The sequence below is a fragment of the Bacillus pinisoli genome, from assembly GCF_023036475.1.
Taxonomy (GTDB): domain Bacteria; phylum Bacillota; class Bacilli; order Bacillales; family SA4; genus Bacillus_BS; species Bacillus_BS pinisoli.
The window spans coordinates 349,625-367,824 of the sequence record NZ_JAJQKI010000003.1; the positions used below are offsets into that span (position 1 = coordinate 349,625).

Annotated in this window: 18 protein-coding genes; 3 read left to right on the forward strand and 15 right to left on the reverse strand. The window is 37.6% G+C overall.

Going from position 1 to position 18,200, the window contains the following annotated elements:
* Positions 1-77: 77 nt before the first annotated feature.
* The 6 genes from LT143_RS06325 to LT143_RS06350 all read right to left on the reverse strand — a co-directional run bounded on the left by LT143_RS06325 (position 78) and on the right by LT143_RS06350 (position 6,887).
* Complete coding sequence (locus LT143_RS06325; RefSeq protein WP_246941304.1) at positions 78-1,175, reverse strand: nicotinate phosphoribosyltransferase; 1,098 nt, start codon at positions 1,173-1,175, stop codon at positions 78-80.
* Positions 1,176-1,318: 143 nt separating this feature from the next.
* Positions 1,319-3,739 (reverse strand): DNA translocase FtsK, encoded by a 2,421-nt coding sequence (locus LT143_RS06330; protein WP_418909805.1) that lies wholly within the window; start codon positions 3,737-3,739, stop codon positions 1,319-1,321.
* A 507-nt stretch (positions 3,740-4,246) separates the two neighbouring features.
* The gene (ytpR, locus tag LT143_RS06335; protein WP_246941306.1) at positions 4,247-4,849 is read right to left on the reverse strand and encodes a YtpR family tRNA-binding protein; all 603 of its coding nucleotides are present in this window, start codon (positions 4,847-4,849) and stop codon (positions 4,247-4,249) included.
* A gap of 4 nt (positions 4,850-4,853) precedes the next feature.
* On the reverse strand, positions 4,854-5,654 hold the full coding sequence (locus LT143_RS06340; protein WP_246941544.1) for a DUF1444 domain-containing protein: 801 nt from the start codon (positions 5,652-5,654) through the stop codon (positions 4,854-4,856).
* Between the two features lie 30 nt (positions 5,655-5,684).
* Positions 5,685-5,993, reverse strand: coding sequence for a thioredoxin family protein (locus LT143_RS06345; RefSeq protein ID WP_246941308.1), 309 nt, complete (start codon positions 5,991-5,993; stop codon positions 5,685-5,687).
* 393 nt (positions 5,994-6,386) lie between these two features.
* Entirely contained in the window at positions 6,387-6,887 is a 501-nt protein-coding gene (locus LT143_RS06350) for a hypothetical protein (RefSeq protein ID WP_246941310.1), read from the reverse strand.
* Between the two features lie 146 nt (positions 6,888-7,033).
* Between LT143_RS06350 and LT143_RS06355 the strand changes: the two genes are divergently transcribed.
* Positions 7,034-7,468, forward strand: coding sequence for a YtoQ family protein (locus tag LT143_RS06355; protein WP_246941313.1), 435 nt, complete (start codon positions 7,034-7,036; stop codon positions 7,466-7,468).
* Between the two features lie 142 nt (positions 7,469-7,610).
* Here the strand turns inward: LT143_RS06355 and LT143_RS06360 are convergent, their stop codons facing one another.
* Positions 7,611-8,120 (reverse strand): DUF84 family protein, encoded by a 510-nt coding sequence (locus LT143_RS06360; RefSeq protein ID WP_246941315.1) that lies wholly within the window; start codon positions 8,118-8,120, stop codon positions 7,611-7,613.
* Between the two features lie 17 nt (positions 8,121-8,137).
* Positions 8,138-9,211: a M42 family metallopeptidase gene (locus LT143_RS06365; RefSeq protein ID WP_246941317.1), complete on the reverse strand. Its 1,074-nt coding sequence runs from the start codon at positions 9,209-9,211 to the stop codon at positions 8,138-8,140.
* 347 nt (positions 9,212-9,558) lie between these two features.
* Between LT143_RS06365 and LT143_RS06370 the strand changes: the two genes are divergently transcribed.
* A complete protein-coding gene (locus LT143_RS06370) occupies positions 9,559-9,867 on the forward strand; it encodes a PepSY domain-containing protein (RefSeq protein ID WP_246941319.1) in 309 nt (102 codons plus the stop codon).
* A gap of 20 nt (positions 9,868-9,887) precedes the next feature.
* Here LT143_RS06370 and LT143_RS06375 read toward each other — a convergent pair whose 3' ends face one another.
* Positions 9,888-10,730 carry a YtnP family quorum-quenching lactonase gene (locus LT143_RS06375; RefSeq protein WP_246941321.1) on the reverse strand — a complete coding sequence of 281 codons (843 nt, stop codon included), beginning with the start codon at positions 10,728-10,730 and terminating at the stop codon, positions 9,888-9,890.
* Positions 10,731-10,848: 118 nt separating this feature from the next.
* Positions 10,849-11,493, reverse strand: coding sequence for a tRNA (guanosine(46)-N7)-methyltransferase TrmB (gene trmB / locus LT143_RS06380; protein WP_246941323.1), 645 nt, complete (start codon positions 11,491-11,493; stop codon positions 10,849-10,851).
* A gap of 216 nt (positions 11,494-11,709) precedes the next feature.
* Here trmB and LT143_RS06385 point away from each other — a divergent pair, with 216 nt between their 5' ends.
* Positions 11,710-11,988 carry a YtzH-like family protein gene (locus LT143_RS06385; RefSeq protein WP_246941345.1) on the forward strand — a complete coding sequence of 93 codons (279 nt, stop codon included), beginning with the start codon at positions 11,710-11,712 and terminating at the stop codon, positions 11,986-11,988.
* On the opposite strand, the gene LT143_RS06390 is transcribed toward LT143_RS06385, so the two are convergent.
* From LT143_RS06390 to LT143_RS06410, 5 genes are all read right to left on the reverse strand, one after another.
* The gene (locus LT143_RS06390) at positions 11,980-12,762 is read right to left on the reverse strand and encodes a phosphotransferase family protein (protein ID WP_246941347.1); all 783 of its coding nucleotides are present in this window, start codon (positions 12,760-12,762) and stop codon (positions 11,980-11,982) included. The genes LT143_RS06385 and LT143_RS06390 overlap by 9 nt on opposite strands.
* Positions 12,763-12,903: 141 nt before the next feature.
* Positions 12,904-15,039, reverse strand: a complete 2,136-nt coding sequence (gene pulA, locus LT143_RS06395) for a type I pullulanase (protein WP_246941349.1) — start codon at positions 15,037-15,039, stop codon at positions 12,904-12,906.
* A gap of 38 nt (positions 15,040-15,077) precedes the next feature.
* Positions 15,078-16,040 carry an NERD domain-containing protein gene (locus tag LT143_RS06400; protein ID WP_246941351.1) on the reverse strand — a complete coding sequence of 321 codons (963 nt, stop codon included), beginning with the start codon at positions 16,038-16,040 and terminating at the stop codon, positions 15,078-15,080.
* 109 nt (positions 16,041-16,149) lie between these two features.
* The gene (gene thpR, locus LT143_RS06405) at positions 16,150-16,728 is read right to left on the reverse strand and encodes an RNA 2',3'-cyclic phosphodiesterase (RefSeq protein ID WP_246941353.1); all 579 of its coding nucleotides are present in this window, start codon (positions 16,726-16,728) and stop codon (positions 16,150-16,152) included.
* 232 nt (positions 16,729-16,960) lie between these two features.
* A complete protein-coding gene (locus tag LT143_RS06410) occupies positions 16,961-18,169 on the reverse strand; it encodes an MFS transporter (RefSeq protein WP_336296593.1) in 1,209 nt (402 codons plus the stop codon).
* Positions 18,170-18,200: the final 31 nt, after the last annotated feature.

Below are 18,200 nucleotides of genomic sequence, written 5' to 3' on the forward strand. Positions count from 1 at the left end.
CTATTCCAAGGGTTAAACAAAAGCAAAGAGAAACTGATAGCAGTCTATCAGTTTTTCCATTAAAAAATAGGCTCTATTTATTCCACTAATTCAAGGCGTGGATTTGGACGGTATCTACGCCCTGCTTTTGCTTCCGGATCACCATTTAGTTCTACATTATCACCCGTAAAACCGATATTGATTTTGAGTAGACTTCCGCCTACCCCGTACATATCAACTGGTACTTGTTGTTCTTCAAATTCTTTAATTCTCTTCTCATTAAAACCGCCACTAACAACTATTTTGACATGTTCAAATCCACCGCGGTCTAGCGCCTCGCGTAAAGCAAAGATTAATGGTGGGTTCACACCTCTAGGGTCAAATGTACCTAACACCTCTGGATGCTTAATAAAATATTGATCAATCATAGTACGTGATGTATCAACACGAACCGCTTTTAATTTTTCACCAAACTCATGTGCTGCTTTTAAGGCATCTGATATTACATCATTATTATAGTCAACCAGTACAATCAGTTCATCTTCGGGGAACATTTCATGATAGGCTTTTGCAGCCGCCACGACGTCACCATTGAATAGCTGGATGAGTGCATGTGGCATGGTGCCCATTCCTTTTTTACCCCACCACTCGTTCATTGCATGAGTAGCCTGTGCTTTGGAGCCACCTATATAAGCAGCATAGCCATCACCAGCCTGCTGGGTAAAATGATCATCACGGTCTCCCATAAAAATAATTGGTTTTTGGATACCACTTATACCAGCAGCGTTCATCACGTTATACACATTAGTTGAAACAGAAGTTCGTCTTGCAAGAATTCCATCTATAATTCCTTCTAAGAAACCAAAGTTCTGATAAGGTCCCTTAATGGTTAATACCGTTTCAAATGGGCTTATTTTATCTCCATCTTTTAAAGAGTAGATTTCGAGTTCCTCTGGTTGTTCCGCAAAGGTTTTTACCAAGGCGATCACTTCGTCAGTCCCACAGAGAACGGCATGCTCCTTTTGAAAAAATTGCATTGTCACAATATTATCGGGCTTATACTTCTTCACAATTTCCTTTGTTTTCAAGAAGTACACAGCTGAAAACCAGCCTTCCCTTACCCGCTCATCAAATTTGAAAGTGCGATTTGTTAACCTTTTAATTTTTCCTTGAAGCTTTAATTCGATTTCTTTCATGCCTAGACCCCTATCTCTACCTTTAGACCTTAGTTTTAACGAATTTTTAGTTAAATATTTCACATTCTAAAGTTTTTGTTTACATTGTAACGAAATCAGCCCTATTACTCAAACGGAAAATACTTTATGGATTAGCCAGCCTATTAATTTGATTGCTTTTCAATAAGCTGATCTTCTGTAATTAACACATCTCTTGGCTTACTTCCTTTTTGCTCAGAAATATAACCTTGTTCTTCCATCATCTCAATCAGTCGAGCTGCACGGTTATATCCAATTCTGAACCTTCTTTGTAGACTTGACGAAGAAGCTCCACCTTGATCTATGACAAATTCACATGCTTCATAAAACAGTTCATCCTCTTCTTGAGTGATAGACGACGATTTAGAAATCAGTTCCTGCTGTTCAAATAAATATTCTGGTTTTAATTGGGACTTTACAAATGACACTGCCTTTTCAATCTCTTGATCCGATACGAAGTTTCCTTGTAAACGGTACGGCTTAGAAGAACCATTTTCTAAGAACAACATATCCCCTTTACCTAGTAGCTTATCAGCACCATTTGAGTCAATTATGGTTCTTGAGTCGACTTGTGATGAGACCGAGAAAGCAATCCTTGTAGGTATATTCGCTTTAATTAACCCTGTTATAACATCAACCGATGGGCGTTGTGTTGCAAGTAATAAATGAATGCCACAGGCTCTTGCTTTCTGAGCAATTCTACAAATAGATTCTTCTACCTCTCCAGGAGCTACCATCATTAAATCAGCAAGCTCATCAATTACGATAACTAAGTAAGGCATTTCACCGGAAGGTTCATTATGCTCTCGAACAAGCTCATTATATCTTGAGATATCACGTACCCCTGAGTGGGCAAATCGTTCATATCTTCTCTCCATCTCCTCAACAGCCCATTTCAATGCAGCGGTTGCTGCCTTCACGTCTGTAATAACAGGACTCACTAGATGAGGAATATCATTATATGGTGCCAACTCGACCATCTTAGGGTCAATGAGTAAAAGCTTAACTTGGCTAGGATCTGCCTTATATAAGATACTAATCAACATAGCATTGATACAAACACTCTTACCTGAACCAGTAGCTCCTGCAATTAAACCATGTGGCATTTTCTTTAGATCTGTCACAATCGGCTTTCCTGATATATCTAAGCCTAGTGCCACCGTTAATGGTGAAGAATTGCCTCTAAACGCTTGACTGCTAATAATCTCACTTAGTAATACAGGTTTACTCTTTTTATTTGGTACCTCAATCCCGATCGTGTTTTTCCCTGGAATTGGTGCCTCCATACGAATATCTTTTGCAGATAATGCTAGTTTAATATCGTCAGAAAGATTCGTAATCTTATTAACTTTCACTCCTGGCTCAGGATGCACTTCAAATCTAGTGACGGAAGGCCCTTGTGTAACATTCACAACTTTTGCCCTCACATTGAAGTGGTGTAGTGTTACGTCCAAGAGTTCTTGTTGTTCATGTAACCACTGATCATCAACATCGTTATCGTGCTTAGGCATGGTCAAAAAATGAAGTGGCGGAAAGCGATAAACCGGACTTGAAGATAGAGAAGAAGCAGGTTGATGAGTTTCCTTTTCTTGTCTTTCTTTTAGTCTTTCACGGTCCTGTTTTAGCATCACTACATTAAATGGAACATATTTTTTAGGTGGAGTCTCAACTTGAACAGACTCAGAGTTCCTCTCTTCTGTCATCACTACTTCATTATCTTTTACGACATCTTCTTCATCTTGAAGAGTGTCTAATACCCATTCTTGAGTTGCTTCCACTTCCTCAATTTCATAATAAGCCGAAGAAGATGGTTCTTCATCTTGGAATACTTCTACTTCTTGCAAGGTTTCCATATACTCATCTATTTCTTGGTCTTGAACTAGTTCCGGTTCTTCCATTATTTCAAACTCAGTTACTTCCTGTTCCTCTGGAGCAAAAGACTCTTCTACAAATCCAGCCTCTCCTTGTATCTCTTCTGTCACATCTAAATGAACCTCTTCCGCGACAGACATATCGTAGCTTTCATCCGAGCTACTTCCCAATGCTCTTTCTGACTCACTTAGATCAGGTTCAAGCCTTATCAAAGACTGGTTTCTAGACATACCTTTAGACGCGGGTAATTCATACTCAATTACCTGCTGTTCTTTTTGTACAGTGGAATGAAAACCATGTATCGGGGACGGGACATCAGTAGGCTTAAAGGAGTGCTTTGGCTGATCTTTAACCGGCTTTTCTACCGGTTTAACCGTTGTCTGTCTTGGTTGCTGTTTTCTAACTTGCTGTCTTGGTTGTTCGGTTACCTTCTCTCGTTTCCGTTCTGGTCTTCGTTCAATATCCTTTTTCACTTCATCGTCAGAAATCAAAGGGAATCGAAAATTTCCTTTTGGATATTGATAACTAACCCTAGCATTCATATGTTGATCATCCATCTTTTGGTTCGTACGTACAGTTGGTTGTGTAGTAGTAGTCTGATTTGATTTCGAATTCTTCGTTTGTGAATCCTCTCCAACTATAAATCTATAAAATCCTTTAATATATTTAAACATGTAAATCACTCTTTCAAAGATAAAAGTTTTCTTCTCTATTCTATCAAGAATTTCTTTATTTGGGGGAAGAAATAAAATTCAGTTATATTTAGGAGGGCTGGGAAAAGCCTAACCGAGAAAAGGAAGTTGGGACATAACTATATGTATATTCCTCAAACACGAATAATCTCTAGATTATTATATTGATTATATATACATGTATTTAAATACTTTGTTACTTTTTAACCAGCTTATTCAAATATCAAGTGCGTTCCATTGCGCTTCAGACACTCGCTTTCCGCGGGGAGAAAGTCGAGCCTCCTCGGCTTCGCCTGCGGGGTCTCAACCTTTTCTCTTTTTCCCGCAGGAGTCGAGTGTCCTCCGCTCCATTTCACTAGTTCCTATAAATAGTATGAAATCAACAAATAAAGACCCGAACTATTTGGTGTGTAAGGTTCATTATGAAACACCTATTAGTTCGGGTATAATGTTGGCTAGAATACTTATATTCCAGCCTCCTGTCCTGCTCTATTTAAATTCTTTACCGACTTCATACTCGTTCTCTAACACTAGAATTCCCTTTTCTTGTGGTGCGTCTGGGATGGCTAATTCACGGGCTGAGCAAATCATACCTGAGGAGGCTACTCCTCTTAGTTCGGCATCCTTTATGACAAGTCCACTTGGCATAACAGCACCTACTTTTGCAACAACCACCTTTTGTCCGGCTTCAACATTTGGAGCTCCACATACAATTTGTAGAACTTCTTTCCCTACATCTACCTTGCACACACTTAACTTATCAGCATCTGGATGCTTGATTTTTTCCTTCACTAGTCCTACGACAAATTTAGGAGATAAATCAACATTCAGAGGTTCTTGGAATCCATTCCGCTTTAGAATGTCACCTATTTGTAGGACAAGCTCTTCGGTTAAAGTGATGTGACCAGACTCCTTCATCGTAAGGAAGCTTGTAGCCTGAAATATGTTATAACCCACCGTCTCATTTGTTTCATGATTGAAGATACGTACAACATTTCCCTTCTTCTCGAAAGCTCTATGTTCTCTAGCAACATCCTTTATAGAAATTAATAAAGTATCTCCAATACCTTTTTCATTATAAAATACATTCATGTTATTAACTCCTCTTTGGTTTATTTTTACCTAATATAAAAATAGGCTCCAATTCACCATTGTTGTACAGAAACGATAAAGCTGTAATTGGTACAAGTCCATTCGTAAAGAAACTCATATTCATCTGTGCTAAAATATCATAACCTGTTTCATTCCTAATATCAGCAATGACTAAAACATCTTGGTGGGGAACGGCTACCGCCATTTTTCCTTCTATTTGTTTTTCAAACTTATCCAGTAAAGCGTCATTTAGTATTCGGCTCGCATCATAACCATCATTAGTGTTTAAGAAGTAGAAAATATTCCCGGCTACTTGGTCTTCCTTAGTGTGCACAGGAAGTGACCTTACATTAAAGGTTGCAATTTGTTTTACTTGTTCAACCTGCCACCCTTCTCTTTCCATCATTTTCTCGTCTACAAGCTTATAGGTTGCTCCAAGATCAATAGCATAATAAATCCTAGTTTCAGCTGTATGTTCTGTGAAAAGGAGTTTTTTTCCTTCTTTTGTCTCGGTCGGAAAAGAGGTCGAGCGAATGACAGGATAAATTTGTTTTTCTTTCCCTGATAAATCATCATTTCGACGAAGCGCATGAAGTGACTCTTCTACGTAATAGACCACCTCATCAATGGCTTTTTCCTTGCTCACTTCCCATTTACTAATAATACCTGGCAGTGAAATGGTGACTCCTTTCTCATGTTCCTTGTCCGTTACTTTCAGCGTATCTTGCTTGGAATGATAGCTTGTCTCCCAATTGGGATTAGCTAACCGTTCTTCAAGTAGCTTCTTCATCTTGATACTTGTCATTTTCATTATGCGTCACTCCTTACTTCAGGCTTACAACTTGCTTAAAAATTCTTCGATTTCCTCTTTCGTCTTCCTGTCCTTGCTTACAAATCTGCCTACTTCCTGTCCATCACGGTAAGCAATGAAGCTTGGAATACCAAATACATCTAGCTCTATACAAAGGTCAATAAATTGGTCTCGGTCTACATAATAAAAAGTAAATTCAGCGAAATTCTCTTCAATTTCCGGTAGGACAGGCTCAATGACACGACAATCCGGACACCAATCTGCTGAAAATAGCAGTACTGTGTTACCATTCTTCAATTCTTTAAACTGATCTACACTTTCAAGCTTCTTCATATCATCCCAACCTTTTTTACATTCTCGTTCCTTTATTATAGCTATCATCGAAGTTGAATACAAAATGATTGGCTTCTGTACCTAAACAGCCTTTAACAAAGGCTCTTTTCTAAAACTATGTTGCTTTCAAACTAATTTTAAATAAAGTTCCCCTTCTCATACTATTAAACCGAAGTAATAATTGTTAGAAAGAGCAACTACCTCTATTTAAAGCACTAAACACTGTACTACCGAGTAAAAATCCGGCTTTAGGGAATTTTACGAAAGCATACGAAAAGAGTCTTAACAAAAACCGGTACATTTCCTTTGCTTTAAATGTTGCTCTTTTAACATCGTACTCATGTTTTAAGAAGCCCCTCATAGTTTTTGGGGGATAAAAAAAACCCTAGAGTCCTAAGGTTTCAATCGAACTGAATTAGCAATTAACATCATCTTATTTGCACTTTCAGCAATATTATTCTTTTTCGTAACGGTAGTAAGTTTTGAACCACCCACACCTACTGTAACTTCATATTGACCTTCTTCTAGTTCTAACACTTGAACAAACCCAAAGCGGTCATCGTTCTCATATGTTTTATTTAATAGATACTCTTCGTCACCATGTAAAGACGATTCATACACAATGTTACTCGTTTTTGCTTCAAGTGGGTTGACGAAAAGAATATATGTTTGTTTACCTTCGGATAGTATAATGTTATTTTCTTCAGAACTAGTACGTTCCATAGAGCCAGGTAGGTAGTAGGTAAACGCTCCCTCTTCCATATTAATTCCCTTCGCTCCTAGTTCAAAAGCCTCATTTGTTACATTCTCTGTTTCTGCTAATTGATCTTCTATAGATGAACATCCTACTAAAAGGATCGAAAATGCAATAAATACAAGTATAAATCTACTCACAATACCCCCCCTTATAATAGACACACTCTTCTATAATAACTCTATTAAAAACGATGTTTCAAGGGGAAATAACAGATTCGTAAAAAAGAATATGATATAGTGGGTGTGATGAATATACTACTTTTTTAATAGGAGGATGGTTTTAGATGCAATTAGTCGTTTATTTGGCTGGTGAGATTCATAGTAACTGGAGAGACGAACTAAAGGAACAGGCAAAACATCTCCCACTTACTTTTGTTGGTCCAATGTTGGACCATGATCGGTCCGATCAAATTGGGGAAGAAATACTAGGCACTCAGCCTTCAAGTATTTTTAAAGATGATGCAGCTTCTAACATAAATAATTTACGTACTGAATTATTATTACGCAAAGCAGATCTTGTGATTGCATTATTTGGTTCGAAGTACAAACAATGGAATACAGCGATGGATGCGAGCACGGCACTAACTCTTCAAAAGCCATTAATCCTCATTCGGCCAGAGGAGCTTCATCACCCACTAAAGGAACTTTCCAACAAAGCAAATGTCACAGTTGAAACAGTTGAACAAGCTATTAAGATATTGAATTACATATATGAATAAGAAAACTCGGCCAGAAAAAACGGCCGAGATTTTCTTATATTTTGGCTCTGTTGAACTTGGCATTTGATATGAGACACTCGTTTTCCACCCTACAATCTCGTGAGTATCCACTTCATTTAAATCGTCAACTGGTTAACTTAGCCTACTTTTTAAAAAATTCATACTGTCCTGCGAGCAGTTTGACAATGTGTGTAAACATTTCTTTACGATTCACCATTTCATTTGTAAAAATCCCAATCGCACCTTCAAGTTTACGGACGTCCTTTTTCTTGGCATAGGCATCCATAACAGGACCTAATTCTTGACCATTCCGCAATTCATGAGCGATCTCATCAGGCAATTGGATTCTGGCACCCGCTGCAACCGTAGAAAAACCTGTGTGATCTACAAGTGCACCCCAATTACACAAGTAAAGTCCTGAGGCCATCTCAACTACTCCACCCTCTAGACCTATACCGATGTCAGTACCTCCAGCCATCATTGCATGTACAGCACGATTTTTTGCACCATGTAATGTTTCTTCATCAGAAAAAGGCTGTTCGGAAACATCAGAGGGAACAGATAGGCTCTTAATTTCTACCGCTTCTAAAAATACATCTTTAACAGCTTCTACTTTAGCAAAGTTTTTCGATCCAACTGTAATGGTTAACATGAAAATACTCCTTGCTATTAGCTGTCTTGACGAATTGATTCTACAGTTGATTGGTCAGATGATTTGACAAGCTTTACTAGCAACTCTCTTGCTGCCGCATAATCGTCCACATGTACAATAGATGCCGCCGTATGAATATAACGTGAGCAGATACCAATAACGGCAGAAGGAACTCCTTCATTTGCTGTATGGACGCGCCCCGCATCTGTTCCACCTTGTGAGATAAAGTATTGATAAGGAATGTTATTGGACTCTGCAGTATCTAATACAAACTCCCTCATTCCACGATGTGTGACCATGGAACGATCGTAAATTCTTAAAAGAGCCCCTTTACCTAGTTGACCAAAGGCTTGCTTATCACCAGACATATCATTCGCTGGACTTGCATCAAGTGCAAAGAAAATATCAGGTTTTATCATATTGGCAGCAGTTTGAGCACCTCTTAAGCCAACTTCCTCTTGTACTGTAGCACCTGAGTAAAGAATATTAGGAATGCTTTCTCCTTGTAAATCTTTTAATAACTCGATTGCTAACCCACATCCATAGCGATTATCCCATGCCTTTGCCACAATTTTCTTAGGGTTTGCCATTGGAGTGAAAGGACAAATCGGAACAATTTGCTGACCAGGCTTAATACCAATTTTATGCGCATCCTCTTTATCATCAGCACCAACATCAATAAGCATATTTTTCATATCCATTGGTTTAGAACGTTGTGACTCCTCCAGCAAATGTGGGGGAATGGAACCAATGACCCCAACAACTGGCCCATTTGGTGTAATAATATGTACTCGTTGCGCTAGTAACACTTGACTCCACCAGCCGCCTAGTGGTTGGAAGCGAATCATACCATTTTCAGTAATGGACGTAACCATAAATCCTACTTCATCCATATGACCTGCAACCATTACTGTCGGACCCGTTTCAAGTCCACGCTTCACACCAAAAATACTTCCTAAGCCATCTTGAACAACATCATCTGAATATTTCTCAAGCTCTGAACGCATGAACTTACGAACCTCATGCTCATTACCTGGAGTTCCAGGTAGCTCAGTTAACGTACGAAATAATTGCAAAGTATCTTCTCTCATTGTACATCCCCCTCAATATTTCGATATACTAAATATCTTCTGCTTTTTATTTTACAGAAATAACTTCACTGTTTCCAGTTGAAATTCCATCAGTTGGTTTAAAAGCATAAAGTAGTTTATACTGTGAATAGTATATAAAAGCATGTATTGTAAGGCCGTTTAAAGAAGGCTCTTTTCGTATAGATTGTTTCTAGATAGTACAGTGGTCAGTGCTTTATTTAGAGACCATTAGAAGGTTAATTTAGTTGAAAAATTAGTTTGAAAAACAACAAAGTTTTGGAAAAGAGCCTTAACTGTAAATACTTGAAGTGAGAGCCTTTCATAAGGAAAAGGAGGATATGAACAATATGCGTTTAGGTAATTTTTTAGCAGGTATTGCAGTTGGAGTTATTGGCACATACGCGATACAAAAATTAAAGCCTTCATACATTTCATCAGATCAAGCCCTTAAGCTAGTTAAACAGGAAATGAAAAAACAAGGCCCCATTGATGGTTCTTGGATACATATGGAGCCTGAAACGTATGTACGAAATAATATTACGTATCGTGTCTATAAGGGTGGTATCTCACGCGTTAATGATAACAACCCAGAACAGCTAGAATTTGTCGTAAACGCTGAAAACGGTACCATCATCGATGTTCAAACATCCTTGTAATGTCCTGCGACTGTAGGACATTATTTTTTTCTCTCAAGTTGATCAATGACCTCTAGTTCCTTATTCCACTTTATCGCTCGGTAGAAGGCATCATGATAGAAGGAGAACCAGACTTGCTTTGTAAGTCCTTGATTCATCCAATATTCCTTAGAGTAAATGGACTGCATCGGATAATCATCATACGCCATCACCCATAATGCATTTTGATGAGCATGGGTCGGTAGAAGATCTGCCAAGTGAAATAATTGCTCGCCATCACTTTCAAGTGTGATAATGGCATGTCCATCACTGTGACCACCTGTGTGAATCATCTTTAAACCTTCTAGAACATGAAGCTCCTTCTCAAAGGTTTGCACTTGATGTTGAATACTCTCCCAATTCTCTTTCCAATATGTATTTCTAGAACGAATATTAGGCTCTCTCATTTCATTCCATTCGGTTTCTGATACATAGATGACAGCGTTCTCAAAAGTTGGAACTAATTTTCCTTCACTCCATTTTGTAAGCCCACATACATGATCGAAATGCATGTGTGTCATTAAAACGATATGAATATCTTGTGTTGTTAATCCTAGTGTTGCTAAGGAATCCTCAATTGCAGCTTCTTCTAGAACTCCATAATTTCGCTTTTGTTTTTCGGACATACGGTCATTCCCAATACCTGCTTCAATTAAGATGTTCTTACCTTTCATTTGGACAAGAATTGGATCGGAGCGCAGTTCAATTTGATTTTTATCATTATGCGGATATTTTCTTGACCATAGAGCCTTTGGAACAACACCAAACATAGCTCCCCCATCTAAATGTGTAACTCCACCATTCAACCAAGTCAAAGTAGCCTTACCTACGTTTAAAGTTTCCACTAAATCACTCCTTTTTACACTCTTCTATAGTGCATATGCTTTCAATAACTTCTGTATGAATGAAAAAAAATCCTGCCTTTAGCAGGATTTTAGTTGGATCTTTTCTAAAACTTTGTTTCTATCCGTTAAGATATTTAACTTCTGAACGATAGATGCGATTGCCTCTACTTGCAAATTTCTCTTCATATTCAGTCATTATATTTCCTTCAAAGTCACTTTGGTGAAGGTCTAAGCTTACGAACTTTAATAAAAGCCCATATTCAGAAAAGCTTCTCAAGGAATATTCAAACAGCCCTTGATTATCAGTTTTAAAATGAATTTCGCCATTTTTAACTAAGATTGTTTCATAGAGGTTAAGATAACTTTTATAAGTTAATCGTCTCTTTTCATGTCGATTCTTTGGCCATGGATCAGAGAAGTTTAAGTAAACGCGATCTACTTCGCCTTCTTGAAATATCTCGTTTAAATCATCAGCATTTTCATTAAGAAGTCTTATATTTGGTAATGGGTCTTCTAGAATCCGATCAAGAGCACCCACTATTACACTTTCTTGCAACTCTATACCGATATAGTTTATTTCCGGATTCGCTTTTGCCATTCCAGTAATAAACTTTCCCTTTCCCGTTCCAACTTCTATATGAATAGGGTGGTCATTCCCAAAGATTTCATGCCATTTCCCTTTTTGCTCAGTCGGGTTATCAATCACATAATTTGAATGTTCAGCTAGCTTATCTTTGGCCCACGGTTTATTACGCAGACGCATAATTACACTTCCTCTTCTACAAAATATACAAATTAAACAATATCATGAAAGATATGAATGTTGCAACATGACCAACATAGACTTATTCCTTTAGTATTTTACTTTAAGAAGAGCCTAATAAAAAGCCAGAGCGACCGTCTGGCTTATAATACACAGTATAAATTTCTTATTACAACAAACATTAAGGTAGTAAATTTAATCGAGGATGTGAAATCAATGCCTTTAGATTATCATCATCAACTTAGTGTGTTAATGGACATTCTATCTAATCAACAAACAGATTGCTGTGGCACTGTAGCTGAATGTGAGCAACTAGAAAGACTCGTTAAATCTTTACTAGCCAATAACGAGCTTACTTCGGAAGCCAAAAATGTATTAATGGATGTGTATGAATATAGTCAAAGCGGTAAATATAATCAGCATCTGGATGAACATATTCTAAGTCATCAGCAAGATTTATCACAATGGATTGAAGATATTCATCAATTATCCTAATAATGTCTGTAAATAATGTTCAGCATAGCCTTTTTGCTCATCTAGTTGTTTCTCGTCAAACCATTGAATGGAAAGCAATGTTTGGTAGATCACATACCATTTCATCCGGCTTCTTAACGAATCATCTAGCTCCAGTCCATAATGGTTCATCCACTCTTCCCAATTTGATTCAGGAATGTAGGAATACAAGAGCATTCCAATATCAATAGCGGGATCTGCCACCATTGCTCCATCCCAATCAATGAGGAATAAATGATCATTGTCTGCTAATAACCAATTATTATGGTTAATATCTCCGTGACATACGACAAAGTCGGAATACTTAATTTCATTCAGTCCATTTTTCAGGAACTGAATGGCATTATGGATTAGGTGGTTTTCTTTACTAGATTTACTATAATATGGAGAGCCTTCTAACTCACTTAAAAGCTCCAATGGCATAAGTGGGGCTTTTCCTATTCTCATAAGCATATCCAACAGTTCTTTAGATGAATGTATTTTATTTAGGAGCTTTGCTACCTTTGCTAGCTTCATATCAACTGGTTTTAGCTCTCTCCCATCCAACCAATGTTGTGCAGTAATAACATCCCCATTTTCCAATCTTCTCGTCCAAACCAATTTAGGAACAATCCCTTCAGCAGACAACACTGCTAAAAAAGGAGAAGAATTTCTCTTTAAAAATAATCTCTTATCCTCAAATCTTGCGAAGTAAGCCTCTCCCGTAGCTCCACCAGCCGGAGATATCTCCCACTCTTTACCTAGTAAATCTTCCAAACCATCACCTTCATTTGCCTTATGTCATATCACAATATGCTGATATTAATAAAAAATATATTTATATAGTTTTGTTGTTCAAACTAATGTAGTAAAAAAAAACAATATGTTATAAAGTTTATCTTTTCTATTCAAATTACGTCAAGTAAATTTATGCTTCATTTGTTTAGCCAAAATTAAACAGCTAACAGGCTGGACAATTAGTTTCTTTGTAACAAGGGTGTATAACCCACTTTCAGAAGCATGAAGATGGTCGGCCAATATCATCCAGCTATCTTTCTGTGGAAGAACAATTTGTTGCTCGACAAGGCTGTTATTAAAGATAACGACGATCTGATCCCATTCTCCAAATGCTCCGACATCAACTAACTCATAAGCAATAACCTCTGGATTAGTCGGCAAAAACCTCATGTGCTTGTTAACTTGTTCTTTCTTATTAAATCGAAAAGAGCGATGAGATTTCCGGATTGAGATGATCTGTTGAATATAAGTTACATCTTTTGCCCACTTCTTACATAACTCCCAGTCCAACTGATTAATTTCATCTGAAGACTTATAGCTGTTTCCTTCTCCCTGTTTGGTTCGATAAAATTCTTGACCACTATGCAAGAAGGGAATACCTTGAGAAAGCAGTACCATACATGTAGCTAGCTTTTGCCGCTTTCTAATTATGTCTTTCTCTTCCATGCTATTACACTTAACCGCTTTATCCCAAAATGTATGATTATCATGAGATTCTACATAATTTACTGATAGCTCTGGGTTATCGAAAACGGACAAACTACCAGCCACTACTTTTTTAACTTCCTCCGTTTGTTGAGTATTACCTAGACAGAAACCACGGTCGTATAAATTAAACGTACTGCCTTTCACACTGTCACGAAAACGATCGTTAAAAAAAGCAATGCCATCCATCTTAGAAGAATTTCTTATGGTTGCTTTTTGCTGAACAGGTAAGGGGGTATTTAACTCCCATCCCTCTCCTAATAAAAGCATTTTTCTATCCAACTTGTTTATCGTTCTCTTAATTTCATTCATTGTGTCTATATCAAGAATGCCCATTAAGTCAAAGCGAAAACCATCTACTTGAAAAGTATGAGTCCAGTATAGAATACAGTCTACTATGAACTTCCTTACCATTCTACGTTCTGAGGCTATATCATTTCCGACACCTGTGCCGTTAGAAGGGAAACCGTGTTGATCATATCGAAAATAGTAGCCTGGTACTACTTTCTCAAAAGAAGAATCCTCCTTCACATATACATGATTAAAGACGACATCTAAAATGACACTAATTCCTTTTTTATGGATTTCATCAATCATTTCTTGAAGTTCATAGATTCTCTCATATGGATGGCTAGGATTTAAAGAATAACTACCTTCTGGAGCAAAAAAATGTAAAGGATTATACCCCCAATTGTAAGAAGACTCCTTTTCTGCTTCATTAATCCCTCCAAAATCATTGACTGGTAGAAGCTCAATATGCGTGATACCTAATCTTGATACGTAATCTAATCCAGTGTCTGTCGTAGATTCAGTAAAGCCTTTATACGTCCCTTTTTTATCTACTCCACTTCCTGGATGGATGGTAAAATCTCGAATATGGGTTTCGTAAATAATGGCATCTGTGAACTCAATAAGTGATGGTGAAGCGTTAAACGTTTTCTTTATTTTACTTGGATCTATGATTACCCCGAATTCTCCATTTAACGAAACACTTTTCGCATAAGGATCGACCGCTACTCGCCAAATCTGATTTACACAGACTTTATAAATATAGTAGAACCCTTCCACATCCTTCTCAACCTTCTTTTCCCAGACTCCTTTTTCCATTCTCAGCATCTCTAACGTCTCTTCAGATCCTGAGGTTGCATCTATTACTTGTAGTAATACTTGCGTAGCAGTAGGAGCCCATATTTTAAAGGTAGAACAAGGGCTAGAGTATTGAACGCCCAAATCATCACCATCATAAGCATATTCAGCATCAAACTGTTCAGTCCGGACAACAGCACCTATCTGTAAATCTGTTTGGGCATCCTGACAGATAAGTTGATAGTTGTTCTCTACTCTTATCCTTTCCATCAATGTACATTGATACTTGAAAAAGTGATCATGCTCTTCTTGAAAAATGACTTCCAATGTATAGCTCTTTCCGTCATCCTTTAGTAATTGAAAAGTTGGATTCGCTTCCCAACTTCGGTTACGTGGTAGCAATATTGTGATTAACGTTAATTCATCTAAGTAAGCTTCAAAGTCCCGAGATACTATCGTCTCCATCCTTCATTCCCCCAGCTCTAGGTTTAATTAACGTAATTTTATGCATCCCATTCAGGCCGCTTTATATAGGTGGTCTGGCAATATTGTAGCAGGTGTTTCGCTGCTTTTAATTGATCATGCTTAATGGGTGAGGATAGTCTTCTTAATGACGTAAACCAACCTTCATAATTTCGTCGATCTATAAAAAGGGTGTCTGCTGGTCCAAATGGATAATCAATATACCCATTACGATTTAATACCACTTTCCGGATTGGAAGCTCAAGTTGATATAGCGTGTAAATACGCTTTACTATTTTTTCCATCCTATTTAAACTAATTAAAGGATTTAAAATCTTCTTCTCCTCATTTGTATGTTTTTCTGTCCAAAACTTCTCTTTAGATCCTAGGAATACACTATCTTCTTTTCCCTCTAGCATCGTAATGCACCATGTCTCTGTTGGACTAATCATAATAATTTCTAACTCAATCGGAGCCTTTTGAATCAGAAAAACTGGATGATAAAGAAGAAGATAATTATCTGGGAATCGCTGAAGAAAATATTTTAAGTGATCATCATGATAAAATTCCCGATCAACAAATGATTTCTCTCGAATGGTGGAACTAGCCCACCTAATTTGTATTTCTAATAACTGATCTAGAAAATGCCTCTTTAGATCTTCTTCATCAAGTGGTTGCTCTCTAAACTGATACTCCATTGAAAAACCAGAGTCTTCCTGATTTTCCTCTTCATAGGAAACTGGAGACATCATCACTTCTAGATTTTCATCCGTGTCTCCTCCTCTTTTAAGCTTCCATTTTTTTAGAGGGCCAAAGAAGGTTTTTCTCTCCTCATCCTCTATTTCTTGCTCCACTTGCTCAGGAGCAACAAGGGTTCCTTCTTCCCATTTGGCTTTTAATTTTCTCCAATGTTGCTTTTTCAACCGTATATACTGACTAGGATAGCGATATACATTCATTTCATATCTTGAAATGAAATCCTGTAATTTTATTAACTGTGCCACTGCTTTTCCCCTTTATTTTATAGGCTAAGTGAAAAAACTCATATGTATAACATTACACGTAAAGTATTCCAGTAAAACTATTCTTGTTGAATTTAATCTATGCTGAACGCTACCCCTTATTCTCTCCTAAAGAAAAAATTGATAAAGGTTGATATTTAGGTGAGCGATTTAAGTGCGTTTGATACAAGACAATATTCTCTACCTTCATCTCTAAGTGTTCATCCTTAGGCTGCATCATATCCGAGAGGCTTCCTTGAGGGAACTCATATTCCCCACCCCATCTTCTTGCTAGTGTCATATGTGGATGATAGGCCCTCTTTTCCAGCATAAAACCCAGTCTCTCACAAGCTTCATAAATATCTTTTTGAAGTCTTGTTAACTGTAAAGAAACATCTACCCCAGCCCAAAAGATACGAGGACTTTCCTGTCTGCCAAAATATCCAAGTCCTGAAAGTTTTAAAGTAAAAGCCGGATGATTTGCTGCAATCTTCTTCATTTCTGTCTTAACATCTTGTACTTTAGTAAAAGGAGCCTCTCCTAAGAAAACTAAGGTTATATGATAATCTTCATGATGAACCCACGTTTTAAACGGGAGCTGCTCCTTCATCAACTCTCTCCACTCCAAGTATAATTGTTTCACAGAAGTTGGTATAGGAATCGCCAAAAAATAGTGCGTGTTCGTCATCATTTCTCCCACCTTTCAATAGTACCGATGATTGTATATCGTACCAAGAAGTTATTTGTAAAGGTACTCCACTCTTCTATGTATCCCAATTGTTCCATACTCTTAATATCATGCACAAAACTTACTGGTTACATTTCATGAATCAGGGAAAATGGAGGACTGTACTAGAGGCTGGTTTCAATTATAGGAGAACCATTATTACATTAATTAGAAAAAAGCTCCTATTAGGAGCTTCTTAGCGAGGTTCTACCTGAAGACCAGCTTTACGCTTTACATAATCCAGCCTTGCAACAGCAAGAAGGCTTGTAATACCTAAGACTGTTAAAATGCCAAAGAATAGATACACGTTTTTTATGGAGTAGTATTGAAGAATAAGTCCACCTATATATGTACTAAACCAAGCCCCAAGTCCACTTCCAACAGCTGCATAAATAGAGACAGCGGTAACTCGAACCTCTTTTGGTGAGATATCTCTTACATACTGTAAAGCGGCCGGAATTGATAACCCCACAGAAAAGCCTTGTGCAATAGTCGTTGCGTAGACTAAATATAAGGAAGGCTCAAAGAAATAAAAAAACCAACGTAGCATAGATACTGTGGCAGCTAGTGTCAAGACTTGTAGCATTCCAATTTTTTGAATGAAACGATTGGCAAACTGCATAAAAGGAGCTTCACTACCTGCAGCAAATAAAAAAGCGATCCCCACCCCGGTTAACGTTCCACCTATGTCCTTAATAAAAAGACCAAAATAAGAATTATTAGCAAAGATTGGCCCAAAAACTAAAAACGTTGTACATAAGAACAAAAGGAAGCGAGGACGCTTTGCCAAAGTTCGCATTCCAGAAAACAAATTGGCACGTAGCGCTTGATTTTCTTCAGGTAATTTCCAAGAAAACAAGAATGATAGTAGTAACATTCCAGAAAATAGGTAGAAAATAATCGTTAACCCGAACGAGTCTGCTAGCCCGCCAGCAATAATGACAGCAAGAGCAAAACCTAGTGCCCCCCATAATCGGATAGAACCATAATTACCTTTTACCTTCTGAACATAATTCAGCGTAATACTATCAGATAATGGTGTAACAGCACTTTGAACGGCTGCTAGCAAGATAGCCATAATAAATAGCAATATATATACATCTACTAGAGAGTATATAAAGCCAATTACACTTGTAAGTAAGATGGCAATTGTGAGAAGCAATCTTGGTTTTTGTGTCCAATCACTTAACATCCCCCACAGTGGCTGAATCACAATCATCACAACAGGACTTACCGATAAAATTGTTCCAATCTGGCTCCCTGTTAATCCCACTTCTTCATCAAGATATACCGCTAATAAAGGATATAAAGAACCTAATCCTAAAAAGATAAGAAAATAAAACATTCTAAAATTCCAATTTGTTATATCTTGTTGTTTTCCTTGCACGTTAAACCCTTCTTTCACATGAAATACCCCCGAACATCGGGGGCTTCAT

Coding starts and splice junctions, on each gene's coding strand:
- LT143_RS06325 (WP_246941304.1), bottom strand. CDS start 1,175: ATGAAAGAAATCGAATTAAAGCTTCAAGGAAAAATTAAAAGGTTAACA.
- LT143_RS06330 (WP_418909805.1), bottom strand. CDS start 3,739: ATGTTTAAATATATTAAAGGATTTTATAGATTTATAGTTGGAGAGGAT.
- ytpR (WP_246941306.1), bottom strand. CDS start 4,849: ATGAATGTATTTTATAATGAAAAAGGTATTGGAGATACTTTATTAATT.
- LT143_RS06340 (WP_246941544.1), bottom strand. CDS start 5,654: ATGACAAGTATCAAGATGAAGAAGCTACTTGAAGAACGGTTAGCTAAT.
- LT143_RS06345 (WP_246941308.1), bottom strand. CDS start 5,993: ATGAAGAAGCTTGAAAGTGTAGATCAGTTTAAAGAATTGAAGAATGGT.
- LT143_RS06355 (WP_246941313.1), top strand. CDS start 7,034: ATGCAATTAGTCGTTTATTTGGCTGGTGAGATTCATAGTAACTGGAGA.
- LT143_RS06360 (WP_246941315.1), bottom strand. CDS start 8,120: ATGTTAACCATTACAGTTGGATCGAAAAACTTTGCTAAAGTAGAAGCT.
- LT143_RS06365 (WP_246941317.1), bottom strand. CDS start 9,211: ATGAGAGAAGATACTTTGCAATTATTTCGTACGTTAACTGAGCTACCT.
- LT143_RS06370 (WP_246941319.1), top strand. CDS start 9,559: ATGCGTTTAGGTAATTTTTTAGCAGGTATTGCAGTTGGAGTTATTGGC.
- trmB (WP_246941323.1), bottom strand. CDS start 11,493: ATGCGTCTGCGTAATAAACCGTGGGCCAAAGATAAGCTAGCTGAACAT.
- LT143_RS06385 (WP_246941345.1), top strand. CDS start 11,710: ATGCCTTTAGATTATCATCATCAACTTAGTGTGTTAATGGACATTCTA.
- pulA (WP_246941349.1), bottom strand. CDS start 15,039: ATGGAGACGATAGTATCTCGGGACTTTGAAGCTTACTTAGATGAATTA.
- thpR (WP_246941353.1), bottom strand. CDS start 16,728: ATGATGACGAACACGCACTATTTTTTGGCGATTCCTATACCAACTTCT.